This is a genomic window from Methylorubrum thiocyanatum, assembly GCA_014138645.1.
GTDB classification, from domain to species: Bacteria; Pseudomonadota; Alphaproteobacteria; order Rhizobiales; family Beijerinckiaceae; genus Methylobacterium; species Methylobacterium thiocyanatum.
This window is the reverse complement of record JACJIB010000007.1, coordinates 181,973-200,802: the sequence shown is the minus strand read 5'-3', so window position 1 is coordinate 200,802 and position 18,830 is coordinate 181,973. Positions and strand designations below refer to the sequence as shown.

Below are 18,830 nucleotides of genomic sequence, written 5' to 3'. Positions count from 1 at the left end.
GTGCCTCTCGGACACGAGAGACAAGAAACTCACCCCCGCTCCCCGCCGCGCCTCAGCAGGAACACGCCCTGCGCGCCGATCAGGTTCCAGAACCACCACGGCATCGAGAAGCGCATGGGGCGCCCCCGCGCGTCGAGGGCGGTGGCCTTCTCGATGCGGGCGCCGACGTCGCGGCACAGGCCGACGAAGTCGCGGATCGTGCAGTGATGGATGTTGGGGGTCTCGTACCACGTCTCCGGCATGATCTCGGTGACGGGCATCCGGCCGCGGAAGGCGAGTTCGGCCCGCACCCGCCAATGGCCGAAATTCGGGAACGAGATGATGACCTGCCGGCCGATCCGCAGCAGGTGCTCCAGCACGATGCGCGGGTTGCGGGTCGCCTGGATCGTCTGGGAGAGGACCACCACGTCGAAGGCGTCGTCGGGATAGTTGGCGAGGTCGGTGTCCGCGTCGCCCTGGATCACCGGCAGGCCGCGGGCGAGGCAGGCATTGACGCCCTCGCGCGACAACTCGATGCCGCGGCCATCGACCCCGCGCCGGTCGCGCAGGAGCGCCAGGAGCGAGCCGTCGCCGCAGCCGATATCGAGGACGCGCGCGCCCGGCGGCACGAGGCCGAGCACGACGATGTGGTCGATGCGGGCCGCACCGTCGCCCCGCGGCAGGGCTTCGGCGGCGTCCCACGGCACGCCCGAGGCGGCGTCGGTCAGGCTCTCGCTCATGGTGATCTACAGTCCTCGCGCCCGAGCGGCGGCGTCGATGAAGCCCTTCGCGGCGGAGAACATCGCCGGCTCGTCGAGCAGGAAGGCGTCGTGGCCCTTGTCGCTCTCGACCTCGACGAAGGCGACGGGGGCCGCCACCGCGTTCAGCGCGTGGACGATGGCGCGGGAATCGGCGGTCGGAAACAGCCAGTCCGAGGTGAAGGACATCACGCAGAAGCGGGTCTTCGACCCGCGGAAGGCGTTGCCGAGCACGCCGCCATGGTCCTCGGCGAGGTCGAAATAGTCCATCGCCCGGGTGAGATAGAGGTAGGCGTTGGCGTCGAAGCGCTCGACGAAGCTGAGGCCCTGGTGGCGCAGGTAGCTCTCGATCTGGAAATCGGCGTTGAAGGAGAAGGTCGGCGCGGCCCGGTTCTGCAGGCGGCGGCCGAACTTGCGGTGCAGGGCCGGCTCGGACAGGTAGGTGATGTGCGCGCCCATCCGCGCGACGCCGAGCCCCTTGGCCGGCCGCGTGCCCTCTTCGAGATAGCGTCCGTCGGCCCAGGCCGGATCGGCCATAATCGCCTGCCGGCCGACCTCGTGGAAGGCGATGTTCTGCGCCGAGTGCCGCGCGCCGGTGGCGATGGGCATGGCGGCAAACACCCGCTCAGGGAAGAGCGAGGCCCATTGCAGCACCTGCATGCCGCCCATCGAGCCGCCGATGCAGAGGAAGAGATCCGGGATGCCGAGGCGGTCGAGCAGCATCGCCTGGGCGCGGACCATGTCGCGGATCGTCACCAGGGGGAAGTCGAGGCCGTAGGGCCGGCCCGTCTCCGGGTTGAGCGAGGCGGGCCCGGTCGAGCCCATGCAGGAGCCGATGACGTTGGAGCAGACGACGAAGTAGCGGTCGGTGTCGACGGGCTTGCCCGGCCCCACCAGGGTCTCCCACCAGCCGGGCTTGCCCGTCACGGGGTGGCGGTGGGCGAAGTGCTGGTCGCCGGTGAGCGCGTGGCAGATCAGCACCGCGTTCGAGCGCTGCGCGTTGAGGGTCCCGGCGGTCTGGTAGGCGACTTGGAAAGGGGCCAGCCGCGCGCCGGAATCCATGGCGAGCGGCTCGTCGGCGGAGAACAGCATCACGGGGCTGCGCGGGTCGGAGGCCGGGGAGGCCTCGTAGACCGCCCGGCGCGCCTCCTCCCGCAGGAGGCTCTCGGCGCCGTGCTCGGCGTTCGGGGTAAGGGTGGAATCCATGGCATGTCCCGGGTGCCGGCCCTGGAACCGGTCCCGAGCGGCCCGGCACCGACTGTCCCGCCGATCGCGGGGCGGATGGAGCGATGCACCCGCGAGCGTGCTCTGGGAGCGTGTCCTAGCCGGCTGACCACAGGAGGTAATGTGCACGTCCCGCAGCGTCAACGCGGCACGGGGGCGGCACCGGGGGCGGCCGAGGCGCCGCACGAGGCGCGAGGCGGCGCCGGTGCCGGGGCGCACATCGCGGCATCCGGCGACGGCCTTGCCGAACAGCCTTGCCGAGCGGCCGGCCGAGTTCGCCCGGATCGATGGCCGGGATCCCCGCGCGGCCGGTCCCGCGCGGCGCACCCCTAACGGATGTCAGTGCGGGCCGCACGACCCTGGCTTAACGGCAGGATCGCCTCGGATGTCCCTCCGAGGCTGTCATCACCAACCCCTCCTCGCCCCGCCCCCTCACCGGCCGCGGGGCTTTTTCTATGCGCAGGTGGTTCGACCGGCGAGAGCGGGGATCGCCCGCGGCTCCGGGACAGACGCGGGACAGGGCGGGACCGACGCGCAACGGGGGCGAGACGGAGTGCGGCGGTTCGTCTTCGCGGCGGACCGGCCGGTTCCGTGCTATCGGTTGCGCGCGATTGAACAGCCTCGGCCCGTCCCCGCGCCGGGGGAGCCCGCCGCCCGTCAAGGCCGGCGGGCCGCTTGCCTCGTCGGAGTCCTCGCGCATGAACCGCCGCCAGACCTTGCGTGCCGGAGCCTCGCTGCTGGGCCTGCTCGCCGCCTCCCGTCTCACGGCCGTCATGGCCGGTCCGGCGGCGAGCGGGCCTTTCGAGGTCGAGAAGTCCGAAGCCGAGTGGCGCGCCCTGCTCGCGCCCGCCGCCTACAAGGTGTTGCGCGAGCACGGCACCGAGCGGGCCTATACGAGTCCGCTCAACGGCGAGAAGCGCCCAGGCCGCTTCTCCTGCGCCGGCTGCGACCTGCCGCTGTTCTCATCAAAAACCAAGTTCGACAGCGGCACCGGCTGGCCGAGCTTCTTCGAACCCCTGCCCGACGCGGTCGCGACGCAGGTCGACACCGCCTACGGCATGCGGCGCACGGAGGTGCATTGCCGCCGCTGCGGCGGCCATCTCGGCCACGTCTTCGAGGACGGGCCGAAGCCGACCGGCCTGCGCTACTGCATGAACGGCGTGTCCCTGCGCTTCGAGCCCTCCGCCGACGGCCCGGCCTGAAACGCGGATCCGAGACGAGGAGCGAGATGATGACGACCGAACGCCTGCGCGCGCCGCTTCTGATCGGCGGCCTTACCGGCCTCGCCCTGCTCGTCGGCGCGGCCCTGCCCCTGGCGCCCGCTTCCGCGGAGGAGGGCGGTCAGCGTCTGCCCGAGGCGGCGATGACCGCCCGGGAGAAACCGGGCTTGCGCACGGCCACCTTCGCGGGCGGCTGCTTCTGGGGCGTGCAGGGCGTGTTCCAGCACGTGAAGGGCGTGAAGAACGCGGTCTCAGGCTATGCCGGCGGCACCCGGGCAAGCGCGCGCTACGAGGAGGTCGGCACAGGCCGCACCGGGCACGCGGAGGCGGTGCAGGTCACCTACGATCCGGCGGTGGTGCGCTACGACGAACTCTTGCAGATCTTCTTCTCGGTGGCGCTCGACCCGACCGAGGTGGACCGGCAGGGCCCCGATACCGGCCCGCAATACCGCTCGGCGCTCTTCCCTGCGGATGCGGAGCAGGCCGCGGTGGCCAAGGCCTACATCGCCCAGCTCGACGGGGCGAAGATCTTTTCAAAGCCCATCGCCACCCGGATCGAGTCCGGCGCCTTCTACCCGGCGGAGGGCTACCACCAGGACTACATGACGCTTCACCCGACCAACAGCTACATCGCCGTCAACGACGCGCCGAAGCTGCGGGATCTCAAGGCTCTGTTCCCGGAGCGGGCGAACGCGCAGCCGGTGCTGGTGGGCCGCCCGCCGGCGTAAGGACCAGTATCGAAACGGCACGCGATCCCCTCTCCCCGCATGCGGGGAGAGGGACTTGGAAGGAATTACTCCTTCTCGGGCGCGATCTGCTCCAGGCCGCCGACATGGCGCTGGGCGTAGAGCGGCAGGCCGATCTGGCCGATCAGGTCGAGCTGGGTCTCGAGGAAGTCGATATGACCCTCCTCGTCCTCGGCCAGATCCTCGAACAGCCGCTTGGAGACGCGGTCATTGATCGAATCGCAGTACTTGGCGGCTTCGAGATAGAGCGCGCGCGCCTCGTTCTCGGCGGCGAGGTCGCACTCGATGATCTCCTGCACGTTCTGGCCGATCCGCAGCGGGTCGAGTTCCTGCAGGTTCGGGAAGCCGTCGAGGAACAGGATCCGGTCGATGAACCGGTCGGCGTGGTTCATCTCCTCGATCGATTCCTTGCGCCAGAACTTGGCGAGATCGACGTAGCCCCAGTCGTTCAGCAGACGGAAGTGCAGCCAGTACTGGTTGACGGCCGTCAGCTCGCTGCGCAGGCCCCGGTTGAGATAATCGATGACCTTGGCATCGCCCTTCATCCGTCACTCTCCTCGTGAGGCGTCGGGACGAACGAGCGCTCGTCTCAGGCTGCGACGCCCTCGGGCTCCCTTGTAGTTTGGAATGATCCCAAACTGCAAGACGCTTCGCAGGCGGTCGAGCAGGCATGTGCGGGCGCGGCCTCGTCCATGGCCTTGCGCAGGATCGAGCGGATAGTCCGGGCGCAGCGTCCGCATTTCGGACTGCAGCCGAGGCAGCCATAGACCTGAGCGGGGGTGCGGGGACAGCCCGGACCCGGCTGCAGGCACGCGCGCACCTGTCCGTCGGAGAGGACGTTGCAAGAGCAGACAATCATGCGGGTGATCGCAACCTGTCGTGCCTGTCGGACATGCCGACCCGTGAGAACCGGCGGACTCGAAGCCTTCCGATCATTCACGCCGCTCAAGGCCACCGGAAACCGGCCGATTTGAGGCGGACGCAGATTAGAATGATTGAAAACTTCAACCTTTTCAGGACTTTAGCGATCGAAGCCGCGACTGGCAACTCCGGACGGGCACGATTGAATGCGGCACGAGTCTTCACCGCGCCCAGACCCATCTCGGTGAACCGGCACAGGGATCGGGACGCATTTGGACGAACGTCCTCGGCGACAAGGCGAAATCGCGCTGCGAAGCGTCGGCGGAGCGGGCGCCGCCCCTCAATGCGCCATCAGCACGGGCACGGTCGCGTGCGACAGGATGTGGCTGGTCGGGCCGCCGAAAATCATCTGGCGCAGGCGGCTCTGGGTATAGGCGCCCTTGATCAGGAGGTCGCAGCCGAAGGATTCGGCGTGGTCGAGGTAGAGTTCGCCGGGGGTGCGGCGGCCGGCGGGCAGCGCCTTGTGGGCGGCCTCGATCCCCTCGCAGGCGAGCGAGCGGGCGACGTCCTCGGCGCTGGGTCCCGGCACCATGCCGCCCTCCGCGCTGAGCACCAGCACGCGCCGGGCACGGCGCAGGAACGGCATGGCGAAGGCCACCGCCCGCGCCGTCTCGGTCGAGCCGTTCCAGGCGATCAGGATCGCCTCGCCGAGGCAGGACGGGGCGGCGGGCGGTGCCAGCAGGATCGGCCGCCCGCTCTCGAACAGGGCCGTCTCGAAGGTGGTCATGCGCGGCGAGCCGTCGTCGGCGCCGGGGCGGCCGACGACGGTCGCCGAGAACAACCGGGCGTACTGGCCGAGGAACGCGTCGCCCGGCGGCACGTCGGGCTGCCAGCGGTAGCGCGGGCCGGCATTGGCCGCCGCGTCCGGGGCGCAGGATGCGCCGGGCTCGCGCCGGGGCAGGCCGGCCGCCTCCATCGCCGCGACGAAGCGCTGGCCCGCATCCTGTGCCTCGGCCTGATCGGCCTCCTCGTCGCGCAGCCACGTCATGCCGCCGACCATGTCCACGGGCACGTATTCGGCGAGCGCCGGGCGCAACGCGACGCCCTCGATCAGGCTGCCGAAGCGGCGCGCCACCAGCACCGCCGTGGCGAAGACGGAGGGCAGGGCGTCGTGGAGGGTGACCGGAACGAGCAGGGTCTTCATGGCCGGCCTCCGAGGGGTGCGAGGATCGCGGGACGTTGCCGGGCGGAGGCTAGATCGAAACGGGGCTTCGGAAAACTGTCCCGAGGGGCGTCATCCCGCCCTCATCGGCCCGGCGTCGCGGCACGGTCTGCCGCCTCGGCGGGGCGCGCAGGCTCGAGCCGGCGGCGGACGAGGCGGGTCAGGGGCCGCTCCACAAGCCGATGGGCGAGGAGCGCGACGGGCAGGGTCAGCACGACCATGAGGACGAGGCTCGGCCACGGCCCGAGGAGGGGGGCGAGGCCGCTGCGTACGAGTCCCTCGCGGACGGCGCGCAGCACCAAGGGATGCAGCAGGTAGAGGGCGTAGGAGGCGTCCCCCAGCCGCTCCGCCGCCCCGAGGAAGCGGGCGGCCCAGCCGCCGCGCGCGGCCTCGGGCCGGTCCCGGCCGAGCACCGCCGCCGCGACGAGAAGCGCGGCGGGCAGTCCCCAGGCGAGGAGGCGCAGGGCCGGCTCGGCCGGCGCCGTGGCGAGCCCGAACAGACCCGCTGCGGCGAGGCCGACCTGGACCGCGCCGTGCAGGCGCAAGCCCTCCGCCCGCAGCAGCGCGAGCCCGGCGCCGAGGGCGAATTCGAGCACGATCGGGTCGGACCAGAAGGCGAGGGGCACCGGCGGCGCGGGAATCAGGCGCCCGGCGAGGACGACGAGGCCCAGGGCGCCGACGAGCCAGGCCACCGCCCCGCGCCGGGTGAGGCCGAGGCCGAGGGTGAAGAGGGCGTAGAAGGCCATTTCGTAGTTCAGGGTCCAGCCCAGCCCATAGAGCGGCAGCACCGCCCCGTCGGCTCGGGCCATCGGCCAGAACAGGAACGAGGCGAGGGTGCGCGCGAGGTCCGGCGGTCCGCCCTCGCCGCTGAGCAGGGCGGGCATGGCCAGGCCGAGGGCGAGATAGAGCCCGGTCACCAGCCAGTAGAGCGGGACGAGGCGGGCGATGCGGTGGGCGAGGAAGCGCCCCCGCGCACCGGGGCGCCCGAAGAGCGGGCCCGCCGCATGGACGATGATGAAGCCGGAGATGACGAAGAAGATGTCGACGCCGGCCGGCCAGGGCAGCCCGTGGCGCGGGACGAAATCAGTTCCCGCGCGGACGGCCAGGATCGCAGCCTCGTTCTGCGCATGGTGAACGACCACCATCAGCGCGGCGAGCGCCCGCAGCGCCTGCACCAGGACCAATTTTCCCCGGATGGGATCGGGATGAAAAAGCCTATTCAAATTTCGGGAACCAGCACGGAAGGTCGCCGTTGTCGCGTCGAAGTGATCTTCACGGCCTCGACCGGTTCATCCGGTTGCTGAGGCCAGTTCGTATGTCGGCAATCCGATATTAGAGGTTTCATATGCTCAAGAAATACGCTGCTGCGTCCGCCCTCGTCGTCGCCATGGCGACCCCCGCTTTCGCGCAGGTCGGCGGCGATTTCCGCCTGGACGCCATGCAGGCAAATGCCTTCGAGATCCAGTCCGCCCAGATCGCGCTGCAGAAGAGCCGCAACCCGTCGGTGCGGGCCTATGCCCGCGAGGCGCTGCGTGACCATCAGGCCGCCAACGTCGCCCTGGCCGGCGGCGAGCGCAACTACATGGCCGCCCGTCAGGCCGGCCCCGGCGGTCTCGTCGGCGGTCTGGTCGAGGCGCCGCTCGCCATTGCCGGCGGTGCGGTCGGTGCGGCCACGGGTGTGGCGACCGGCGTGGTCGGCGGCACCCTGCAGGGCGGCCCGGTCGGCGCGCTCGAAGGTGCGGGCACCGGCCTGAGCCGCGGCGCGGCTGCCGGCGCGCGGGCCTTCGACGTCGACACCACCGCGGGCACCACCGTGGTGCAGCCGAACCCGCAGCAGCAGCAGATGCTGGCCGAGCTGAACGCCACCCCGCCCGGCGCCCGCTTCGACCGGCTCTACGGCCAGCAGCAGGTGATGGCGCACCAGATGTCGATCAGCATGACGCAGTCATACGCCCAGTCGGGTCCGAACCCGGCGCTGCGCAACTACGCTCAGCAGGCCCTGCCGGTGCTCCAGCAGCACTACGCCCAGGCCCAGCGTCTCCCGGGCGCCCGCTAAGGCACCCCGTTCATCCTGAACGGATGAGAAGCGAGCGGCGGACCGAAAGGTCCGCCGCTTTTCGCGTTGTGGTCCGGGCCCATCGCGCACCGGAGGCACATAAAGGCGCGGCTTCCCGCCGATGGACGAAGGTGCTCGGGGTCCGTCGCGCTCCGATATGTCACGTCGCCGAAGACGAAAACGGCGCCCCCGAATGTCTTCGGGGGCGCCGCGGGTTCGTTTGAACGGACTCGTAGAGGCCGGGCGTCTTAGGCCTCGGCGCAGCCGATCAGGGCCGAGGGGGAGAGCGTCTTGCCGTCACGCTCGACCACCGACTGGAACTCGCCGGTCTCCGGGTTGCGGATGCGCAGCTCGCCCGTGACGATACCGAAGTGGGCACCGTGCAGCTGCAGGCGGCCCGCTTCCACCGCCTCGCGGATGAAGTCGAAGGTCATCAGGTTCTCAAGGCTCTGCCCGATCATCGTGTATTCGAGACGGGTGAGGAAGCCTTCCTTGTCCGGGGTGTCGCCGGAGGCGACGAGCTTCTCCTTGGCCGGCTTCACCAGCGAAACCCAGCGGCCGATGAAGTTGCCCGAGGAGAGCGGGTCGGCGCCGAGACCGGCGGCCTTGATGCCGCCGCAGGTGGCGTGGCCGAGCACGACGATGTGCTTCACCTTCAGGGCCTGGACCGCGAACTCGATCGCAGAGGAGGTGCCGTGATAGCCGCCGTCGCGCTCGGCGGGCGGCACGATGTTGGCCACGTTGCGGATCGTGAAGATCTGGCCGGGGCCGGTGTCGAAGATCACCTCCGGGGCGACGCGGCTGTCGCAGCAGCCGATCAGCAGCACTTCAGGCTCCTGGCCTTCCGTGCCGAGCGTCTCGTACTTGCGCCGCTCGTTGGGGAGGCGATCGCCGAGGAAGCTGCGATAGCCATCGGTCAGAACCTGAGGGAACATTGGCGGTTATCCTTTCATCCGTGCTGTGTTTGGGACGCGCTTACCAAACGATCTGATCGACCGAACCCATCCCCTCTGCCTCTCCGGCGGATGCGCTTGCGCACATGGCGTGCGGGGGCGCGGCACCGGAGCCGATGGCTGTCGCCGGGCTGACATCTTCGCCGGCCCCCGCGCTTCGGCGACCGCGGCTTGCGGCCGGTGCGCCGTGGGGAAGGCTCAAGCGTTCCGCCAGTCGAGGCGGAGGGGCTGGTGCGGAACGTCGCCGGCGACGATTCGTTGCGCCAGCTCGGCCAAGCCGGCGGGCTCGATCCGCTCGGCGGAGGCCGCGAGTTCGTCCAGCGGCCACCAGCGGGTGCCGCGTACGGGATTGTCCTCGGTCTCGGCGAGCCGGCTGGTATCGACGGCGTCGCTCGCGAGTCGGACCACGAAGTAGCGCTCCCGGGCGAAGCGCGGCTTGCGGAACAGGTGGAACGGCCCGTCGCAGACGGCGACGCAGGGGCCGAGTTCCACCTCCGCCACGCCAATCTCCTCCGCGAGTTCGCGTCGGCAGGCGACCTCGTGGCTCTCCCCCGGTTCCAGGCCGCCGCCGGGCATGAACCAGAAGCCGCGGGCATCGGGCTTGGCCGGATCGATCGGGCGCACGGCCTCGTACTCGATCAGGAGCAGGCGGTTTTCGGGGTCGAAGACCAGGGCGCGGGCGATGTCGCGAGTCGGCAGGTCCGCGTCGGGCAGGTTCCCGTCGGAATGGTCGGTCATGGGCTCAACTCCTCACGGCAGGCGGGATGGGTGGAGGCGCCGGCAAGGGGGGCGGGCGCCCAGATCACGATCGGCAGGCCATAGCTGTCGCGCTCGATCGCCTTGGGAAGCGGCTCGGCGCGGCCCTCGGCGATGTCGCGGGCGACGACGAGGGCCGCCATGGCGTCGAGATGGTCATCGGTGCCGACACCCGGCGGCGGCGCGGAACCGACCAGAGCCTCGGGCAGACCGGCGGCGATCAGCAAGGCCCGGCGCGCGGAAAGGCCCTCGGCGCGAGCCGGACCCTTCTTGCCCGCCGTCAGACGCCGCTCGCCGTTGAGGCGGAAGAAGGCGACCTCCGGATGCACCTCGTGCAGGCGCGCCGCGAGATCGGGCCGTGCGCGCAGCACGTCGTCGGCCTCGCGGACGTAGCGCAGGATGTTCCAGCACTGGATCGACGGCGCGAAGGGCGGCTCGGATCCCGCCCGCGACAGCGCCTTGGCCTCGTCGTAGCTTGCGGCATAGACCGCCGCGCGGGGCGGCACCGGGAAGACGCTGGCGCGTCCCGCCCCGAGGAACGCCCGCGCCGCCTGGTCGGCGGCGCGGCCGCCGCCGCTCACCCGGTCGGGCAGGCCGATCGGCACGTCGATGCCGGCGCAGACCGGCGCCTCCGGCCCGTCGAGCACATCGACGATGCGGGGAAACAGGCCGCAGCGCCAGCGCGCCGGATCGTCGAGGTCGATCAGGGCGCCCGCCCAGGCGCCGCGGCACCCGTCGAGCCCTGCCACCCAGCGCGTCATCTCCCGCCCCCGATTGCCCCGCGCCGCCGCTTCGGGGAAAGGTCTTTCCTCCGTCTCCCGCGCCAGCCGAGAGTACTCCGTTGAAGGTCGGCCTCCACATCCTCGATCCGCGGCTCACCGGATGGGGCTTTCCCCGCTGGGGCAGCGCCGCCGCCGCGGGGCTCGATCTGCATGCCTGCCTCGACGCAGCCCTCCCGCTCGAACCGCAAGCGCCGCCCGCGCTGATCCCGGCCGGCGTCTCGGTACGGATCGGCGATCCCGATTGGTGCGGGCTGGTCTTCCCGCGCTCCGGCCTCGGACACCGGGAGGGGCTGGTGCTCGGCAACGGCACCGGCGTGATCGATGCCGATTACGAAGGCCCGCTCCTGATCTCCGCCTGGAACCGCAACCCGCCGGGCGGCCCGGCGATCCGCATCGAGCCGGGCGAGCGCATCGCCCAGCTCGTCTTCACCCGGGTGATGCGGCCGAACTTCGAGATCCGTGAGGGCATGCCGGCGCCGGAGGGATCAGCGGCGGGCGAGGGAGCAGGCAGGGGCGCGGGCGGCTTCGGCTCGACGGGCCGGCGCTGAGCGCCGGCGCAATCACCGGCCGCTCCCGCGCCGACGGCCATCGGCGATATCCAGTACAAGCTTGACCATTGGAAGCTCTGCCTCGGTTCGGTCAAGCTTGTCGGCAAGAAACGTCGATAGGAAACGCCGACATGAAACGTTGCCGGTTCGGTTGAACTCTTTCGCCCGCCTCTCGTTGGTTCCTCGCATTCCCCACGAGACGAACCATGGCCGCCCACGACATCCTCGGATTCTTCGAGCACCGCACCGACGGCGCTTGGATCTGCGTCAAGCCGTTCACGCTCAACACCCGGTCGAGCCGGATCGACATCCGCCGCGGCATGCGCTTCGAGTACGGCCGTCGCGTCGGCGGCCTCGATCTTGCCGAGTATCTCGAACAGCTCGGCTCGCAGTTCGGCTCCTGACGCGTCTCCCGGCGCGTCCGTCACGGCCGCCCTCCGCGGGCCGCCGCCAGAGCCGGTAGGCGGGAGCAGGCGCCCGGCCGCGATCTCCCCGTCATCACCGTCGCCACACGCTCGGCCAGACCCTGCGCGGTGGCGATCATCGGCGCGTAATCGATCTCGGCGCGTGTCATGGCGCGTGTCGGGGCCAGGGCGGCTTCGGCAGACATCCTCTGACGCCATCTGCCGATCGCCGCGGGCTGATGTCAGGCGCCGCCCCACTGCATCGACAAACCTCCGTCGATCACGAGGGTGTGACCCGTCACGTAATCGGAATCCGCCGAGGCGAGATACAGGGCGCCGCGGGCGATCTCGTCCGGCTGGCCGGCGCGGTGCCACGGGATGCGCTCCAGCGACTGTTCGAGTTTTTCGCTGTGCTCGAAGCGGTCGGCGGTCATCGGCGTCTCGATCAGGCCGGGGGCGATGGTGTTGACGTTGATCCGGTCCTCGGCCAGCTCCCGCGACAGGCTGCGGCAGAGCGAGCCGACGCCCGCCTTCGACATGCCGTAGGGCGCGCTGCCCGGGGTCGGCAGGTGCTGGGCGACCGAGGAGACGATCACGACCTTACCGCCGGCCGGCTGGCCGTCCGCGGCGGCCGCGCGCCGCATGCGGATGAAGGCGCGGGCACAGAAGAGCGGCGCCATCAGGTTGACGCGCAGGATGCGCTCCAGCACCGCATCGTCCATCTCGGCGACCTCCATGCCGCCCATCGCCTGCCCGGCATTGTTGATCAGGATGTCGAGGGTGCCGAGATCGCGTGCGGCGGCCGCGAAGGTGGCGGCGACCGAGGCCGGATCGCCGACATCGTTCTGGATGACGCAGACCCGGCGGCCGGCCGCCTCGACGCGGGCCGCGGTCTCAGCGATCCCCGCCTCGTCGGTGTTGTAGGTGATCGCGACATCCGCGCCCTCCTGCGCGAACAGGATGGCGGTCGCCCGGCCGATTCCGGAATCGGCGCCGGTGATCAGCGCGCGCTTGCCTTCGAGCTTCATGAGACGTCCCATCCCGCGAAAGAAGCCGCCCTCCGATGGTGGCGCGCGATGGATCGGGCGCCGCGCCGGTCACGGCGTTCCGGAGGGGGTGATCCCGGGGCAATCAGGGCACGAGCGGCGCGGTTCCGATCAGGGTCAGGGATGTGAGCGGAGGTGTTGGAACAGCCGGCCCCACTTCGGCTTTGTGACCTCACCCGTTCGCATCAATCCGTTTTGACGCGGCCGGTGCCGAAGCTTAGGTATTGACGACGATGTCCGCCGCCACGGCCCAGATCCTGCTCCCTTCCGACGACGCCGCGCCGACGACGCGCGACCGGATCGTGGAGACGGCGGCCCGCTCGTTCCAGGAGATCGGCTACCAGAAGACCACGGTCGCCGACATCGCCCGCACCCTCAAGATGAGCCCGGCCAACGTCTACCGCTTCTTCGAGTCGAAGAAGGCGATCAACGAGGCCGTGGTCGAGCAGCTGACCGGCGAGATCGAGGCGATGATCGCGGCGATCGCCGACGCGCCGAAGCTCGGCGCGGCCGAGCGGCTCAGCCGGATCGTCACCGCGCTCCACGACGATTGCCGCCGCCGCTTCGAGGCGCATCCGCGCGTCCACGAGATGGTCGAGGCGGCGATGAGCGAGAGCTGGGGGGTCTGCCAAGCGCATGTCGACCGCATCGGCGCGGTGTTCACGCGGGTGGTGGCCGACGGGGTGCGCGAGGGCGCCTTCACCGTCGCCGACCCGAAGAGCGCCGCGGCCTGCCTCCACGCCGGGATCACCCGCTACTGCCACCCCATGCTGGTCGGCCGCCAGCCCAACGCGATCGAGCCGCCGCTGCCGGTGATGATCGCCTTCCTGCTCGGCGCCCTGCGGCCGGCGGGCGACTGAGGCCGCCCGCCCAGACGCCTTATTCCGACGCGGCACCCGGCGTCGGCGACGGCTCGGAGACGACGGGCTGCGGGCCGTCATAGCCCTCGATCACCAGGATGTCGGCCTCGGCGCCGCCCTTCTGCAGGGCGCGGGCGGATTGGTAGAGGTCGGAATTCCAGCAGGCCAGCGCGTCCTCGTAGCTCGGGAACTCGACGATGACGTTGCGGGCCCGCGCCTGCCCCGCCACCGCCTCGAAGGCGCCGCCGCGCACGAGGAAGCGCCCGCCGAAGCGGGCGAAGGCGGCGCCGTTGGCCGCCGCATAGGCCTTGTAGGCCTCCGCGTCGCTCACATCGACCCGCACGATCCAGTAGCCCTTGGCCATCACACGTTCTCCATCTCGGCAACGATAGTCCGGGCGACCGCGCGGGGATCCTCGGCCCCGGTGATCGGGCGCCCGACCACCACGTGGTCGATGCCCGCCGCCCGCGCCTGCCCCGGCGTCATCACCCGCTTCTGGTCCCCGGCCTCCGCGCCCGCGGGCCGGATGCCGGGCGTCACGATCAGCCCCGACGGCCCGATTCTTCCGCGCACCGCGCCCGCCTCGGCCGCCGCGCAGACGATCCCATCGATGCCGATCGCGGCCGCCTGTTCGGCCCGGCGCGCGACGAGATCGGCCACCGGCAGGGCGTAGCCGGCTTCCGCCGCATCCGCATCGTCGTAGGAGGTCAGCACGGTGACCGCGAGGATCTTCAGACCCTGCTCCCGCCCGCGCACGGCCGCGCGCATGGTCTGCGGATAGGCATGCACCGTCAGGAAGGTCGCGCCCAGGGCGGAGGCCGAGCGCACGCCCTCCTCGACGGTGTTGCCGATGTCGTGGAGCTTGAGATCGAGGAAGGTCTTCTTGCCCTCGCGGGCCAGCCGGGCGGCGAAGTCGAGCCCGCCCGCATAGGCGAGCCGATAGCCGATCTTGTAGAAGGTCGCCGCGTCGCCGATGCGCGCGACGAGCCGCTCCGCCGCCGCGACGTCGGGCAGGTCGAGGGCGACGATCAGGCGGTCGCGGGGGTCGGCACTCTCCGGCATCGGGCTCTCGTTCGTGGCGGGCGGCGCGGGCAGCGATCCTCCCAAGGAGGGCCGCCTGTCAACGCCGGATCGTTTTCGCGGTGGCCCTACTATGCCGGGGCTGTTCGCTTCGAACCTTTCCGCCTCGCGACGGCCGGGTGCGGGAAGGACCGGTGGAGACGCAAGGCCGGGCTATGTCACCCATTCCGGCGCGTGTGGCGGATTAAGAACCCTGCTCGTCCGTGGTGGATCGGCAAGAAATTCTTCCCGCCGCCTAAGCTTGAGCATATCAGAACCTCCTGCCGGGCGGCTGAAAATTGGCATAACATTCTGTTTTACGATCATTTGTTTACATCCATAATTCGAAGCAATCCGAAGAATATTTGATCAGCCAAGGGGTTCCTGTGCTCAGTATTTTCGAGGTCGGCCTGGGGCGAGCCAACAGATCCGATGTTTCCGGAATACCGTGCGGCGCCAACGCGCCGGAACAGGCGTCGGGCCGCCGGAGCGCGCCGTTGCGGCGTCCGGCTCGCATCGCGGCGCTTCTCGGCGCCCTCGTACCGGCGGCGTCCTCCGCCCAGGTCGCGCCCGGCCAAGCCCTGCAGCAGAAGCCGTACTTCGCCCTCTACGAGGCGCTGGGCAAGCCGGAGAACTGGAAGATTCACGGCACCTTCCGGCCGCGGGTGGAAGGGCTCGGCGGTCAGTTCCGCCCCGCGCCCGCGCCGGCCACCAACGATCTGTTCTCGATGCAGGCCACCTTGTTTGCCGAGTACGACACCGGCCCGGTGCGGATCGGCGGCGAGATCTTCGACAGCCGGGCCTATTTCCAGCGCCGGAACTCCAATTCCATCGCCACCACCGAGGTGAACGCGTTCGAACTCGGCCAAGCCTATCTCGGCTTCGACATGGCGGATGTGGCGGGCCTCGGCACCGTGAGCACGCTCACCGTCGGGCGCTTCACGCAGAATGTCGGCTCGCGCCGCCTGATCGCCCGCAACCAGTTCCGCAACACCATCAACGCCTTCACCGGCATCGCCTACGACTGGGAAAACGCGGCCAAGGACCGGCTGCGCCTGTTCTACACCCTGCCGCATTACCGCCTGCCGGACGATCGCGCCGGCATCCTGAGCAACAGCATCGAGTGGGATCAGGAGAGTCTCGACACGCAGTTCTTCGGCGGCATCTTCACCAAGGCGGGCGTGCTCGGCGGCATCCTCGAAGCCTACGGCTACGGCCTGCTCGAACGGGATTCCGGCTCGCAGCTCGAAGGCATCCAGACCCGCGACCGGCGCCTGTTCACCCCCGGCTTCCGGCTCTACCGCGTGCCCAAGCCCGGTCAGTTCGATCACGAGCTCGAAGTGATCGGGCAGGTCGGCGTCGCCCGCAACACGGCGGCCGTCACCGACGTGACGGACGTGCCCGTGACCGCCTATTTCGTGCATGCCGAGGCCGGCTACACCTTCGAGGCGGCGTGGACGCCAAGACTCTCGCTCCACTACGACCACGCCAGCGGCGACAGCGCCAACCCGAACAGCTACACCCGCTTCGACACGCTCTACGGCGCGCGGCGTTTCGATTACGGCCCGACCAGCCTCTACGGCGCCGTGCAGCGGGCGAACCTGATCTCGCCGGGCATCCGGTTCGAGATCGCGCCGGACCCCGACTGGGACGCCTTCGTCGATTATCGCACCCTCTGGCTCGAGAACCCGACCGACAGCTTCGCCGCGACCGGCGTACGCGACCGGACCGGCCGCTCCGGCACCTTCGCCGGGCACCAGATCGAGGGCCGTCTGCGCTATTGGCTGGTGCCGCGCTCGGTCGTGCTCGACAGCGGCGTCGCCTATCTCCTCAAGGGAGACGTCCTGCGCAACGCGCCCAACGCGCCGAACACCGGCGACACGATCTACGGCTACATGACGACGACGTTCTTCTTCTGAGCGCAGTCCGACGAAGTGGTCACCGGTTCGTCGAGAGAATGCGCGTCAAAAGGAATGACCAAGAGCCGCGGCCGACCTGATGCCGTCAGGACGGTTGCGGCTTCGAGCGGCCGTCACTCCGCCGCTCCCGCCATCGCCGCCGCAACCTCGGCCCGCAGCACCGGCAGCAGCTCCGCCTCGAACCACGGATTCGTCCGGAGCCAGCCGTTGTTGCGCCAGGAGGGGTGGGGCAGGGGCAGCACCCGCGGTCGGGCGGAGGCCGCCAGGATCGCGCGCCAGCGGGCGACCGTCTCGGTCAGGCCGCCGGGCCGCGGCCCGAGATGCCAGGCTTGCGCGTACTGGCCGATCACCAGGATCAGGTCGAGCCGCGGCAGCCCGGCGAGGAGGTCGGCCCGCCACGTCGGCGCGCATTCCCGCCGCGGCGGCCGGTCGCCGCCCTTGGCGTCGAGGCCGGGAAAGCAGGCGCCCATCGGCAGGATCGCCACCCGCCCGGAATCGTAGAACGCCGCCTCGTCGAGCCCGAGCCACGCCCGCAGGCGCCGGCCGGACGGGTCGCTGAACGGGATGCCGCTGCGATGCGCCCGGTTGCCCGGTGCCTGGCTCGCGATCAGCAGCCGCGCGGTGGCCGAGCCCTGCACCACCGGCCGCGGTTCGTGCGGCAGCGGCGCACCGAAGAGGGGCGCGTCGCGGCAGAGCCGGCAGGCGCGCAGGCGGGCGGCGGTGGCCTCGAACGGTTCGGCATGGGCGGGCATCATCTCGAAGGTGGGATGGATCATCCGGCGGCGCGATGCGGCACCGCGTCCGAACCCTGGTGCCCGCACAAGCTTGGCACGAATCGCGCTGACCCTACCTCACCCTGTGCGCGCACATCCGGCGCGCCGATGGAGGCCCGCTTGGCAGGATCGCGCGCGTCACGGCTGGGGGCGGGCGTCGGCCCGAAATATCCGCAGGTCGTCGTCCTCGTCGGCGCCACCGGCGACCTCGCCCAGCGGAAGCTCCTGCCCGGCCTGTTCCACCTGTTCAGTGCCGGCTTCATCCCCGATCTGCGCATCGTCGGGGTGTCCCTCGACGATCTCGGCGTCGAGGCGTTCCGCGAACGCGCGCACAGGGCGATCGACCAGTTCTTTACCCGACAAGCCGGGGACGGCGAATGGGCCGCCTTCGCCGAGCGGCTCGACTACGTGCCGCTCTCGGCCGGCGCCGAGGCGCTCGCCGCGGCGGTGGCCCGCGCCGAGTCGGGTCTCGCTGAGGCACATCCCGGTCAGGAGAGCCGGCGCCTGCACTATCTCAGCGTGCCGCCCGCCGCCGCGCTCACCGTGGTGCGGCTGCTCGCCGAGGCGGATCTCGCCGCCGGCTCGCGCATCGTCATGGAGAAGCCGTTCGGCACCGATCTGGAGAGCGCGGTGGCGCTCAACGACCGGCTGCACGAGGTGTTTTCCGAGGACCAGATCTTCCGCATCGACCACTTCCTGGGAAAGGAGCCGGCGCAGAACATCCTGGCCTTCCGCTTCGCCAACGGTCTGTTCGAGCCGATCTGGAACCGCACCTTCATCGACCACGTGCAGATCGACGTGCCGGAGACGCTGGGCCTCAGCACCCGCGCCGCCTTCTACGAGGCGACCGGCGCCTACCGCGACATGGTGGTGACCCACCTGTTCCAGATCCTCGGCTTCATGGCGATGGAGCCGCCGACCTCCCTCGAACCCGGCCCAATCTCGGAAGAGAAGAACAAGGTCTTCCGCTCGATGCTCCCGCTCGACCCGCGGGAGGTGGTGCGCGGTCAGTATGCCGGCTACCGATCCGAGCCCGGCGTCGATCCGCAATCGGACACCGAGACCTTCATCGCCCTCAAGTGCCGCATCGACAACTGGCGCTGGGCCGGGGTGCCGTTCTTCCTGCGCACCGGCAAGCGGATGGCGGAGGGCCAGCGCATCATCTCGATCGCCTTCCGCGAACCGCCCAAAAGCATGTTCCCGGTCAATTCCGGCGTCGGCGCGCAGGGGCCCGACCACCTCACCTTCGATCTCGCCGATGCCTCGAAGATGTCGCTGTCGTTCTACGGCAAGCGGCCGGGGCCGGGGATGCGGCTCGACAAGCTCTCGCTCCAGTTCAACATGAAGGATACCGGCCTGATGGGCGAGGTGCTGGAGGCCTATGAGCGGCTGATCCTCGACGCCATGCGCGGCGACCACACCCTGTTCACCACGGCAGAGGGCATCGAGCGGCTCTGGGAGGTCTCGACGCCGCTGCTCGAGGCGCCGCCGCCGGTGCGGCTCTACGCGCCGGGCTCCTGGGGCCCGAAATCGATCCACCAGCTCGTGGCGCCGCAGGCATGGCGCCTGCCCTTCGAACGGGAATGGCGCAACACGGAGGAGCAGAGCTGAGCGCTCCGCAGGCTATGACGCGCGTCTGGCGCGGTGAACTGGAATAATTCTCA

22 protein-coding genes are annotated in these 18,830 nt (G+C 70.3%); 8 read left to right on the top strand and 14 right to left on the bottom strand.

Translation table 11 applies throughout. The annotated features are described in order from the left end of the window. Positions 1 to 29: 29 nt before the first annotated feature. Positions 30 to 719: a methionine biosynthesis protein MetW gene (gene metW / locus HNR51_RS19720; RefSeq protein ID WP_012453449.1), complete on the bottom strand. Its 690-nt coding sequence runs from the start codon at positions 717 to 719 to the stop codon at positions 30 to 32. Positions 720 to 725: 6 nt separating this feature from the next. Then, the gene (metX, locus tag HNR51_RS19715) at positions 726 to 1,943 is read right to left on the bottom strand and encodes a homoserine O-acetyltransferase MetX (protein WP_182556114.1); all 1,218 of its coding nucleotides are present in this window, start codon (positions 1,941 to 1,943) and stop codon (positions 726 to 728) included. Positions 1,944 to 2,659: 716 nt separating this feature from the next. On the opposite strand from metX, the gene msrB reads away from it, so the two are divergent. Further along, positions 2,660 to 3,163, top strand: coding sequence for a peptide-methionine (R)-S-oxide reductase MsrB (gene msrB / locus HNR51_RS19710; protein ID WP_182556113.1), 504 nt, complete (start codon positions 2,660 to 2,662; stop codon positions 3,161 to 3,163). Positions 3,164 to 3,192: 29 nt separating this feature from the next. Further along, the gene (gene msrA, locus HNR51_RS19705; RefSeq protein ID WP_182556112.1) at positions 3,193 to 3,909 is read left to right on the top strand and encodes a peptide-methionine (S)-S-oxide reductase MsrA; all 717 of its coding nucleotides are present in this window, start codon (positions 3,193 to 3,195) and stop codon (positions 3,907 to 3,909) included. A 65-nt stretch (positions 3,910 to 3,974) separates the two neighbouring features. On the opposite strand, the gene bfr is transcribed toward msrA, so the two are convergent. The 4 genes from bfr to HNR51_RS19690 all read right to left on the bottom strand — a co-directional run bounded on the left by bfr (position 3,975) and on the right by HNR51_RS19690 (position 7,185). Next, entirely contained in the window at positions 3,975 to 4,472 is a 498-nt protein-coding gene (gene bfr / locus HNR51_RS19700) for a bacterioferritin (protein WP_012453445.1), read from the bottom strand. Positions 4,473 to 4,516: 44 nt separating this feature from the next. Continuing rightward, positions 4,517 to 4,786, bottom strand: a complete 270-nt coding sequence (locus HNR51_RS26800; RefSeq protein ID WP_012453444.1) for a (2Fe-2S)-binding protein — start codon at positions 4,784 to 4,786, stop codon at positions 4,517 to 4,519. A gap of 342 nt (positions 4,787 to 5,128) precedes the next feature. After that, positions 5,129 to 5,992 (bottom strand): universal stress protein, encoded by an 864-nt coding sequence (locus tag HNR51_RS19695; RefSeq protein WP_141950964.1) that lies wholly within the window; start codon positions 5,990 to 5,992, stop codon positions 5,129 to 5,131. 101 nt (positions 5,993 to 6,093) lie between these two features. Continuing rightward, the gene (locus tag HNR51_RS19690; protein WP_182556111.1) at positions 6,094 to 7,185 is read right to left on the bottom strand and encodes an acyltransferase family protein; all 1,092 of its coding nucleotides are present in this window, start codon (positions 7,183 to 7,185) and stop codon (positions 6,094 to 6,096) included. A gap of 170 nt (positions 7,186 to 7,355) precedes the next feature. Between HNR51_RS19690 and HNR51_RS19685 the strand changes: the two genes are divergently transcribed. Then, positions 7,356 to 8,066 (top strand): DUF4142 domain-containing protein, encoded by a 711-nt coding sequence (locus HNR51_RS19685; RefSeq protein WP_182556110.1) that lies wholly within the window; start codon positions 7,356 to 7,358, stop codon positions 8,064 to 8,066. 248 nt (positions 8,067 to 8,314) lie between these two features. On the opposite strand, the gene HNR51_RS19680 is transcribed toward HNR51_RS19685, so the two are convergent. The 3 genes from HNR51_RS19680 to HNR51_RS19670 all read right to left on the bottom strand — a co-directional run bounded on the left by HNR51_RS19680 (position 8,315) and on the right by HNR51_RS19670 (position 10,536). After that, on the bottom strand, positions 8,315 to 9,001 hold the full coding sequence (locus HNR51_RS19680; RefSeq protein WP_012453440.1) for a carbonic anhydrase: 687 nt from the start codon (positions 8,999 to 9,001) through the stop codon (positions 8,315 to 8,317). A 216-nt stretch (positions 9,002 to 9,217) separates the two neighbouring features. Next, complete coding sequence (locus HNR51_RS19675) at positions 9,218 to 9,757, bottom strand: NUDIX hydrolase (RefSeq protein ID WP_182556109.1); 540 nt, start codon at positions 9,755 to 9,757, stop codon at positions 9,218 to 9,220. Then, on the bottom strand, positions 9,754 to 10,536 hold the full coding sequence (locus tag HNR51_RS19670) for a DUF429 domain-containing protein (RefSeq protein ID WP_182556108.1): 783 nt from the start codon (positions 10,534 to 10,536) through the stop codon (positions 9,754 to 9,756). Before HNR51_RS19670 ends, HNR51_RS19675 begins: the two co-directional genes overlap by 4 nt. Positions 10,537 to 10,616: 80 nt before the next feature. Between HNR51_RS19670 and dut the strand changes: the two genes are divergently transcribed. Together dut and HNR51_RS19660 are read left to right on the top strand one after the other, a co-directional pair. Then, positions 10,617 to 11,105, top strand: coding sequence for a dUTP diphosphatase (gene dut, locus HNR51_RS19665; RefSeq protein ID WP_182556107.1), 489 nt, complete (start codon positions 10,617 to 10,619; stop codon positions 11,103 to 11,105). A gap of 206 nt (positions 11,106 to 11,311) precedes the next feature. Continuing rightward, positions 11,312 to 11,509, top strand: coding sequence for a hypothetical protein (locus HNR51_RS19660; protein WP_012453436.1), 198 nt, complete (start codon positions 11,312 to 11,314; stop codon positions 11,507 to 11,509). A 20-nt stretch (positions 11,510 to 11,529) separates the two neighbouring features. Here HNR51_RS19660 and HNR51_RS19655 read toward each other — a convergent pair whose 3' ends face one another. After that, positions 11,530 to 11,715, bottom strand: coding sequence for a hypothetical protein (locus tag HNR51_RS19655; protein ID WP_182556106.1), 186 nt, complete (start codon positions 11,713 to 11,715; stop codon positions 11,530 to 11,532). A gap of 36 nt (positions 11,716 to 11,751) precedes the next feature. Then, a complete protein-coding gene (locus HNR51_RS19650; RefSeq protein ID WP_182556105.1) occupies positions 11,752 to 12,537 on the bottom strand; it encodes an SDR family NAD(P)-dependent oxidoreductase in 786 nt (261 codons plus the stop codon). Between the two features lie 251 nt (positions 12,538 to 12,788). Between HNR51_RS19650 and HNR51_RS19645 the strand changes: the two genes are divergently transcribed. Continuing rightward, positions 12,789 to 13,415, top strand: a complete 627-nt coding sequence (locus HNR51_RS19645; protein ID WP_182556104.1) for a TetR/AcrR family transcriptional regulator — start codon at positions 12,789 to 12,791, stop codon at positions 13,413 to 13,415. 19 nt (positions 13,416 to 13,434) lie between these two features. Here HNR51_RS19645 and HNR51_RS19640 read toward each other — a convergent pair whose 3' ends face one another. Next, positions 13,435 to 13,779 (bottom strand): DUF1330 domain-containing protein, encoded by a 345-nt coding sequence (locus HNR51_RS19640; RefSeq protein ID WP_012453433.1) that lies wholly within the window; start codon positions 13,777 to 13,779, stop codon positions 13,435 to 13,437. After that, on the bottom strand, positions 13,779 to 14,477 hold the full coding sequence (gene pyrF / locus HNR51_RS19635) for an orotidine-5'-phosphate decarboxylase (protein ID WP_182556103.1): 699 nt from the start codon (positions 14,475 to 14,477) through the stop codon (positions 13,779 to 13,781). Before pyrF ends, HNR51_RS19640 begins: the two co-directional genes overlap by 1 nt. A gap of 494 nt (positions 14,478 to 14,971) precedes the next feature. On the opposite strand from pyrF, the gene HNR51_RS19630 reads away from it, so the two are divergent. Beyond that, on the top strand, positions 14,972 to 16,393 hold the full coding sequence (locus HNR51_RS19630; RefSeq protein WP_210280155.1) for an alginate export family protein: 1,422 nt from the start codon (positions 14,972 to 14,974) through the stop codon (positions 16,391 to 16,393). A 113-nt stretch (positions 16,394 to 16,506) separates the two neighbouring features. Here HNR51_RS19630 and HNR51_RS19625 read toward each other — a convergent pair whose 3' ends face one another. After that, on the bottom strand, positions 16,507 to 17,145 hold the full coding sequence (locus HNR51_RS19625) for a uracil-DNA glycosylase family protein (protein ID WP_141954754.1): 639 nt from the start codon (positions 17,143 to 17,145) through the stop codon (positions 16,507 to 16,509). Between the two features lie 129 nt (positions 17,146 to 17,274). On the opposite strand from HNR51_RS19625, the gene zwf reads away from it, so the two are divergent. Then, complete coding sequence (zwf, locus tag HNR51_RS19620; protein WP_182556101.1) at positions 17,275 to 18,777, top strand: glucose-6-phosphate dehydrogenase; 1,503 nt, start codon at positions 17,275 to 17,277, stop codon at positions 18,775 to 18,777. Positions 18,778 to 18,830 lie beyond the last annotated feature (53 nt).

What these genes read in the sequence shown, in the direction of transcription:
- msrA (WP_182556112.1), top strand. Translation starts at nt 3,193, where the DNA reads ATGACGACCGAACGCCTGCGCGCGCCGCTTCTGATCGGCGGCCTTACC.
- pyrF (WP_182556103.1), bottom strand. Translation starts at nt 14,477, where the DNA reads ATGCCGGAGAGTGCCGACCCCCGCGACCGCCTGATCGTCGCCCTCGAC.
- HNR51_RS19645 (WP_182556104.1), top strand. Translation starts at nt 12,789, where the DNA reads ATGTCCGCCGCCACGGCCCAGATCCTGCTCCCTTCCGACGACGCCGCG.
- metW (WP_012453449.1), bottom strand. Translation starts at nt 719, where the DNA reads ATGAGCGAGAGCCTGACCGACGCCGCCTCGGGCGTGCCGTGGGACGCC.
- HNR51_RS19640 (WP_012453433.1), bottom strand. Translation starts at nt 13,779, where the DNA reads ATGGCCAAGGGCTACTGGATCGTGCGGGTCGATGTGAGCGACGCGGAG.
- metX (WP_182556114.1), bottom strand. Translation starts at nt 1,943, where the DNA reads ATGGATTCCACCCTTACCCCGAACGCCGAGCACGGCGCCGAGAGCCTC.
- HNR51_RS19650 (WP_182556105.1), bottom strand. Translation starts at nt 12,537, where the DNA reads ATGAAGCTCGAAGGCAAGCGCGCGCTGATCACCGGCGCCGATTCCGGA.
- HNR51_RS19675 (WP_182556109.1), bottom strand. Translation starts at nt 9,757, where the DNA reads ATGACCGACCATTCCGACGGGAACCTGCCCGACGCGGACCTGCCGACT.
- bfr (WP_012453445.1), bottom strand. Translation starts at nt 4,472, where the DNA reads ATGAAGGGCGATGCCAAGGTCATCGATTATCTCAACCGGGGCCTGCGC.
- HNR51_RS19655 (WP_182556106.1), bottom strand. Translation starts at nt 11,715, where the DNA reads ATGTCTGCCGAAGCCGCCCTGGCCCCGACACGCGCCATGACACGCGCC.
- HNR51_RS26800 (WP_012453444.1), bottom strand. Translation starts at nt 4,786, where the DNA reads ATGATTGTCTGCTCTTGCAACGTCCTCTCCGACGGACAGGTGCGCGCG.
- msrB (WP_182556113.1), top strand. Translation starts at nt 2,660, where the DNA reads ATGAACCGCCGCCAGACCTTGCGTGCCGGAGCCTCGCTGCTGGGCCTG.
- HNR51_RS19670 (WP_182556108.1), bottom strand. Translation starts at nt 10,536, where the DNA reads ATGACGCGCTGGGTGGCAGGGCTCGACGGGTGCCGCGGCGCCTGGGCG.
- zwf (WP_182556101.1), top strand. Translation starts at nt 17,275, where the DNA reads ATGGAGGCCCGCTTGGCAGGATCGCGCGCGTCACGGCTGGGGGCGGGC.
- HNR51_RS19695 (WP_141950964.1), bottom strand. Translation starts at nt 5,992, where the DNA reads ATGAAGACCCTGCTCGTTCCGGTCACCCTCCACGACGCCCTGCCCTCC.
- HNR51_RS19625 (WP_141954754.1), bottom strand. Translation starts at nt 17,145, where the DNA reads ATGCCCGCCCATGCCGAACCGTTCGAGGCCACCGCCGCCCGCCTGCGC.
- HNR51_RS19680 (WP_012453440.1), bottom strand. Translation starts at nt 9,001, where the DNA reads ATGTTCCCTCAGGTTCTGACCGATGGCTATCGCAGCTTCCTCGGCGAT.
- HNR51_RS19685 (WP_182556110.1), top strand. Translation starts at nt 7,356, where the DNA reads ATGCTCAAGAAATACGCTGCTGCGTCCGCCCTCGTCGTCGCCATGGCG.
- HNR51_RS19660 (WP_012453436.1), top strand. Translation starts at nt 11,312, where the DNA reads ATGGCCGCCCACGACATCCTCGGATTCTTCGAGCACCGCACCGACGGC.